Annotated in this window: 7 protein-coding genes and 1 pseudogene; 4 read left to right on the top strand and 4 right to left on the bottom strand. The window is 37.4% G+C overall.

The window, feature by feature from the left end:
* Window positions 1-52: 52 nt before the first annotated feature.
* Genes tnpC through tnpA form a run of 3 tightly spaced genes read right to left on the bottom strand, consistent with a single transcriptional unit; the run spans window position 53 to window position 2,392 of the window.
* Complete coding sequence (gene tnpC / locus ADJ83_RS07370; RefSeq protein ID WP_048717388.1) at window positions 53-1,672, bottom strand: IS66 family transposase; 1,620 nt, start codon at window positions 1,670-1,672, stop codon at window positions 53-55.
* Between the two features lie 49 nt (window positions 1,673-1,721).
* Window positions 1,722-2,081 (bottom strand): IS66 family insertion sequence element accessory protein TnpB, encoded by a 360-nt coding sequence (tnpB, locus tag ADJ83_RS07365; RefSeq protein ID WP_031540354.1) that lies wholly within the window; start codon window positions 2,079-2,081, stop codon window positions 1,722-1,724.
* Window positions 2,075-2,392 carry an IS66 family insertion sequence element accessory protein TnpA gene (tnpA, locus tag ADJ83_RS07360; RefSeq protein WP_031540353.1) on the bottom strand — a complete coding sequence of 106 codons (318 nt, stop codon included), beginning with the start codon at window positions 2,390-2,392 and terminating at the stop codon, window positions 2,075-2,077. Before tnpA ends, tnpB begins: the two co-directional genes overlap by 7 nt.
* Window positions 2,393-2,968: 576 nt before the next feature.
* On the opposite strand from tnpA, the gene ADJ83_RS07350 reads away from it, so the two are divergent.
* The 3 genes from ADJ83_RS07350 (at window position 2,969) to ADJ83_RS25510 (ending at window position 3,972) form a co-directional block, all read left to right on the top strand.
* A complete protein-coding gene (locus ADJ83_RS07350) occupies window positions 2,969-3,406 on the top strand; it encodes an Hsp20/alpha crystallin family protein (protein ID WP_031540323.1) in 438 nt (145 codons plus the stop codon).
* A 1-nt stretch (window position 3,407) separates the two neighbouring features.
* A complete protein-coding gene (locus tag ADJ83_RS25805; RefSeq protein WP_192840933.1) occupies window positions 3,408-3,581 on the top strand; it encodes a hypothetical protein in 174 nt (57 codons plus the stop codon).
* 244 nt (window positions 3,582-3,825) lie between these two features.
* Entirely contained in the window at window positions 3,826-3,972 is a 147-nt protein-coding gene (locus ADJ83_RS25510) for a hypothetical protein (RefSeq protein WP_155986803.1), read from the top strand.
* A gap of 30 nt (window positions 3,973-4,002) precedes the next feature.
* Here ADJ83_RS25510 and ADJ83_RS07345 read toward each other — a convergent pair whose 3' ends face one another.
* A complete protein-coding gene (locus tag ADJ83_RS07345; RefSeq protein WP_031540329.1) occupies window positions 4,003-4,578 on the bottom strand; it encodes a recombinase family protein in 576 nt (191 codons plus the stop codon).
* 328 nt (window positions 4,579-4,906) lie between these two features.
* Between ADJ83_RS07345 and ADJ83_RS07340 the strand changes: the two are divergent.
* Window positions 4,907-5,402: pseudogene (locus tag ADJ83_RS07340) on the top strand (hypothetical protein); the annotation flags it as partial.

Raw genomic sequence — 5,402 nt, 5'->3', positions numbered from 1 at the left:
GTAAGCGTCAAATAGACCCCACCTATGTTTTAGATGGGGCCTGGGTTATTATTTAGTTAAGTTTTTTAAATGAAATACAAGACACTGGTAGTGTCGTTGACCAAGGAAGTAGTTGGTCAAGGTTATCATGATCTGTCAGATCCAAGTTGGGAAGCTGCTCAAATAGATAGCGAAGATAGTAATATGGATTCAATCCGTTTGCGATCGCTGTCTCCACGATACTGTATATGATGGCACTGGCTCTCGCACCATTTGGTGTGTTACTAAACAGCCAAGCCTTCCTTCCAAGCACTACTGGCTTAATAGCCCTTTCGCTTCTATTGTTATCGATTTCTAATCGACCATCCTCTAGAAATGCCACTAACTTATCCCACTGGTTTAGACAGTATGTAATAGCTTTGCCGAGACCACTTTTAGGCAACACATGTTGTTCTTGTACTTTTAGCCATGACAAAAAAGAGTCTAGTATTGGTTTACTTTGCTCTAGACGTTGTTTATACCGTTCTTCCGGCTCTAATTCCTTTAACTTTCGCTCAATCGTGAAAAGTTGATTACAGAATTGGAGACCTTCGGTCGCAGCGACTGGTTTTATACTATTTGTAGGCAGTGCTTTTAAGACATCGGTAAAACCACGTCTGGCATGAGCCCAACAACCAACAAGTGTTACGTTTTCTACTTTATGATATCCGGCATAACCGTCGACTTGAAGAAAGCCTTTGAATTCCTTTAAGAAGTTCATTGGATTTTCTCCAGCTCTGGTTTCTTGATAATCATATAGTATGATGGGAGATCCCTCGACACCTGTACGGTATAGCCACAAATAGGATTTAGATGAAGCGGATCTACCTGGCTCTTGAAGCACTTGAAGAGTTGTCTCATCCGCACAAACAATGTCAAGCTTAACTAGGAGCTGATGCATCCGACTATATAGCTTGCTTAACCAACGATCTGCTCCGTACATCATCCAATTAGCCATCGTTTGACGAGATAATGTTATACCCAAACGATGTAGATGTTTTTCCTGTCTATATATAGGAAGTCCCTCTACATACTTTTGGCTCATGATATGTGCCAACATAGATGGAGATGCGAGACTTCCCGCAATGACTGGCTTCGGCATGGGCGCGGTTTGGATCGGCGTTTCAATGGCCTCCTGTTCACAATGGCGGCATGAATAAACATGGCGCACATGCTTCACCACTTTTACTTCAGCTGGGATATATTTTAATTCCTGACGGACTTCTGTACTCATTTCATGCAGGTTTCCACCGCAACACGAACAGACCTGCTCTTCATCGGATAAACGATAATCGATCGTTTCCACAGGCAGATTTTCTAACATCAACTGACGTTGGCCGCGTTTCTTCTTACGGCGGTAGGTGATGGTTTCTACGGTAGGTTCGGGTGATGCGAGGTCCGCTTCTTGTTCAACTTCATTAAAAAGAGTTAGTTCCAGTTGACCTGGAATGCCCTTTTCGCTAGATACACCAAAACGTTTAGACTGATGAAGGCGAAGCTGTTCTTGTAACCAACTAATCTTGGCTTCAGATTCACTTTTTTCCTTTTCTAGCTTCGCCTCTAAGTCTGCGTTTTTCTGTTCCAAGAGTTGAACGCGCTCGAGAAGTTCTTCAATTGTAGGAGTTGTGTTTGCTGTTTTCTTTGTCTTTTTCATGATTTCATTATACTATAAGATCCAACCGATTACTCTCATAATTTCATGTTTAAACGACAGTTTTTGCAGAAACGACGGGATGTGCTTTTGTCTGTTCTAATGATAAACCATCTAACAACCAATTCAATTGGCGACGTGAGATTTTATACGGACCTAAGCTCCCATGATCAGATGGCCAGTGAAATGTTCCACGTTCGAGTCTTCGGTAGTACAACCAAAATCCGTTGGTATCCCAATGAAGAATCTTGAGTTTATCGCGTTTCTTGTTACAAAAAACAAAAAGACTCGATGAAAAGGGATCTAGATTGAATTCCATCTGAACGATGATAGCTAATCCATCAATGGATTTTCTCATGTCCGTGCTACCTCGAGCGAGGTAGACACTCTCAATCGTTGATGCATTTAGCATATGGATTGAAGTGTCCTTACCACATCTACAAGCAGCTGGGGATCAAAGCCTTGTTTGACCTCTAACGCTACGTGACCAACATGAACAACTATGTTAGATTGAGAGTCTGTCATTGTTTCATCCATTTCTAATGTAATCCATTGTGAAGGGGTATTTGACGTGTCTTCGGTTGTTTTAAGCTTCTTCTTCCAATACCAGAATTGATGAATACTGACCTCGTTGGCTGCACACCAATTTGAAGCACTTAGTCCGCTTGTCATATAGTTAGCAATCCGTTTTTCCCATTCAACTCTAAGATCGGATCTCTTCATATAGCAAAACCTCCATTATGTGTAATCTCTAGGAGATTATCGCATATAAAAAAGCGTCAAACCATGTGGGTATAGTTTGACGCTTACGTCAGAACAAACATATTGACGATAAAGTCTTATACCAAGCTTTTATTAACACGTTTAATGCCATCATAGAGAACAAAGATTATTTTTTAGAAAAATGGCAGCAGAACATAGATAGTGAAGATTATTTACAAAAATATAGAGTAAGACAGTTTATTGAGCTCATTGAAAAAGCAGAGCCAATAACAGAGTTTGATTTGGAGTTATATTTTACATTGATTAGAAAGTTGACTGTATTTGAAGGGGAAAGAATTGTTGTGAGTTTATTAGATGAAACGGAAATAGAATGTGAGATTGAGTAGATTATTATTGGTCTTGAAGGGTTTGTATTCTGCTATTTGGGTTAATTCTATGGAAGTTGTGTTAAAAGAAACACTCTAAAAATTGGTACAGATACGAATCCATTTGTACAGAACGTAAAATAAAGGATTTATGAATAAACGTATACAAAATTGGAATAATATCTTTGAAAATAAACAAGGAGGATTGAATATGTCATTAGTACCTTATGATCCATTTAGACAATTATCAAATATGAGAAGAGAATTCGATCGTTTCTTTTCGGAATTACCAATTTCGTTTGACAATGAACATGGTATAGGTGGGATTCGAGTAGATGTTCATGAAACTGAGAATGAGATTGTGGCAACATGTGATTTACCTGGTCTTGAAAAGAAAGAAGATGTAGATATTGATATACAAAATAACAGATTAAACATTAGTGGTTCTATCAAGCGTACCAATGAAATAAAAGAAGAAAATATGTTAAAAAAGGAACGCTATACAGGTCGTTTTCAACGTATGATAACACTTCCAAGCCCCGTTTCACATGATGGGGTTAAAGCTACCTACAAAAATGGAATACTTGAAATAACAATGCCAAAAGTGGCGAAGGACGTAAAAAAGAAGATAGATGTAAGTTTCCAGTAACATGAGTAAATTGCTACTGGTCATGAAAGATTTCGGGTATGACTACATGCAGGAATTAGCTAAAGAAAGTCCTGATTTGGTGGATTTGATAATTTTAACTATTCATTCACCTGAACAACAAAAGAAAAAGGTCATTTCTGAGTTAACAGATAATATTAAGAAAAACTTTTTATAAATCTGATAAGGATCATAGGCTTTATATAAGCTAATAAATAATCATTATAGTACCTAAATTGTAATTAATTCATCGAAAGAGAAAGACAGGTTAAATAACTTGTCTTTTTTGTTTTACAATTAACAAAAGATTATTTGGTCAATCTTTGTAATAACATGTTTACTATAACCAACATAAATAATTATGAATAACAATACCATAATTTTGTAATGCTAACTGTAAACTAACATTTTGAGAGGATATTATGTACATAAATAAAAACTTATCTGTACAAGTCAAAGATCGATTAGATTATTGTGATGACTTAGTAATTAGGACATTTCCAGAGTTGAAAATTGAGGTATTATATTTTGGTCATCTAGTAGGGGTACGGAAACGATTCGAGGATTGAGGGGCCACACAGGTAATAATTTACATTCTGTTATATCCCCTCTTTTTCCTCCATTTCCTTTAGCTTACGATAAAACGCTGCCTGACTAACCTTTGTAATGGCACATATCTCCTTTACCGTTTTATCTGTTGTATTTCGTAATTCAATTGCGTGGTTCATTCCTGGATGTTTATCCGTATATTTTTTTACTCTTCCTCGATATTTACCCTTTTGCTTGGCCAATTTAATCCCTGAACGTTGCTTCTCTTTAATCATTTCTCGATCTAGCTCACTAAATGCTGCCATTACAGTTAAAAAGAATTTACCAGTAGGTGTCCTTGTATCAATTCCTAAATTAAGGATAACAAAGTGGATGTTCCTTTCACGAAGCTGTTCAACTAGCTGTAACAACTGAACAGTGTTTCGACCAAGACGATCCATTCGAGTCACAACTAAGGTATCTCCAGTTGTAATCTTGGAAAGAAGTTCATCCAATTGTTGCTTCTGTTTAGAAACACCACTGATTTTCTCCTTTACAACTTCGTCTACTCCAAATTTTGTAAGTTGTTCGATTTGGGTATCAAGGTTTTGGTCTTGTGTACTAACCCGGGCGTATCCATAGATCATATTTTGTCCTCTTTTAATATGTATTTTTGATAGGTGTTATTGAGAGTCTATCAAGCTAATATGTCACTTTAGACGTTATTTTGCACCAATTTTAATCGCTATTTTGCATTATAAGTAATAAAAAAGTTATCTTAAAATGATAGCTGTTAAGTTAAAATAAAGTTCTTCAACTTAAAATTAAGTGGTTAAAACAACAGTTATGATATTCCATTAAAGGGCCAGATTGTTGAGGAACGTTTTCAAGTAAATAGATTATTCTAGTATGAATATACGCATGAAATGCTCCTTTCCTGCATATACCGTAGTGATATGAAGAGGAGAGGATGAAATGGTACAACCTTTAGATCCTAAAAGGATTCCTAAATTCGTAAATCAACTCGTTATCCCACCGGTATATATGCCTACTATTCTTAGACAGCCAATATCTGGTGAAGTGATCGGGCATGCGTATAAAATTGAAGCAAGTGAATTCCAGCAGCAAATCTTACCGCCTGGATTCGGTACCACGAAAGTTTTTGGTTACAGTGGTATGATACAGGACCCGTACACGGGAAGAGCGGTTTACTATAAAAGTGCTCCAGGTTCCACATTTGAAGCCATTCGAGGAATTCCTGTACATGTTCAATGGATAAACAACATTACTGGTCCCCATTTTCTTCCGGTTGATCCGACACTCGATTGGGCAAATCCAAATTCCATGTCAGTTCCTCTACCACCATTTCCATCATTTCCACCAGGATTTCCCCTAGCACAGCAACCAGTACCTATTGTCCCTCATTTGCACGGAGGAGAGCATCCATCTTATTTTGACGGTTATCCTGATG

The organism is Bacillus sp. 522_BSPC (genome assembly GCF_001076885.1).
GTDB lineage: Bacteria > Bacillota > Bacilli > Bacillales > Cytobacillaceae > Niallia > Niallia hominis.
The sequence above is the reverse complement of the archived record's forward strand: the minus strand, read 5'-3'. Positions and strand labels throughout refer to the sequence as shown.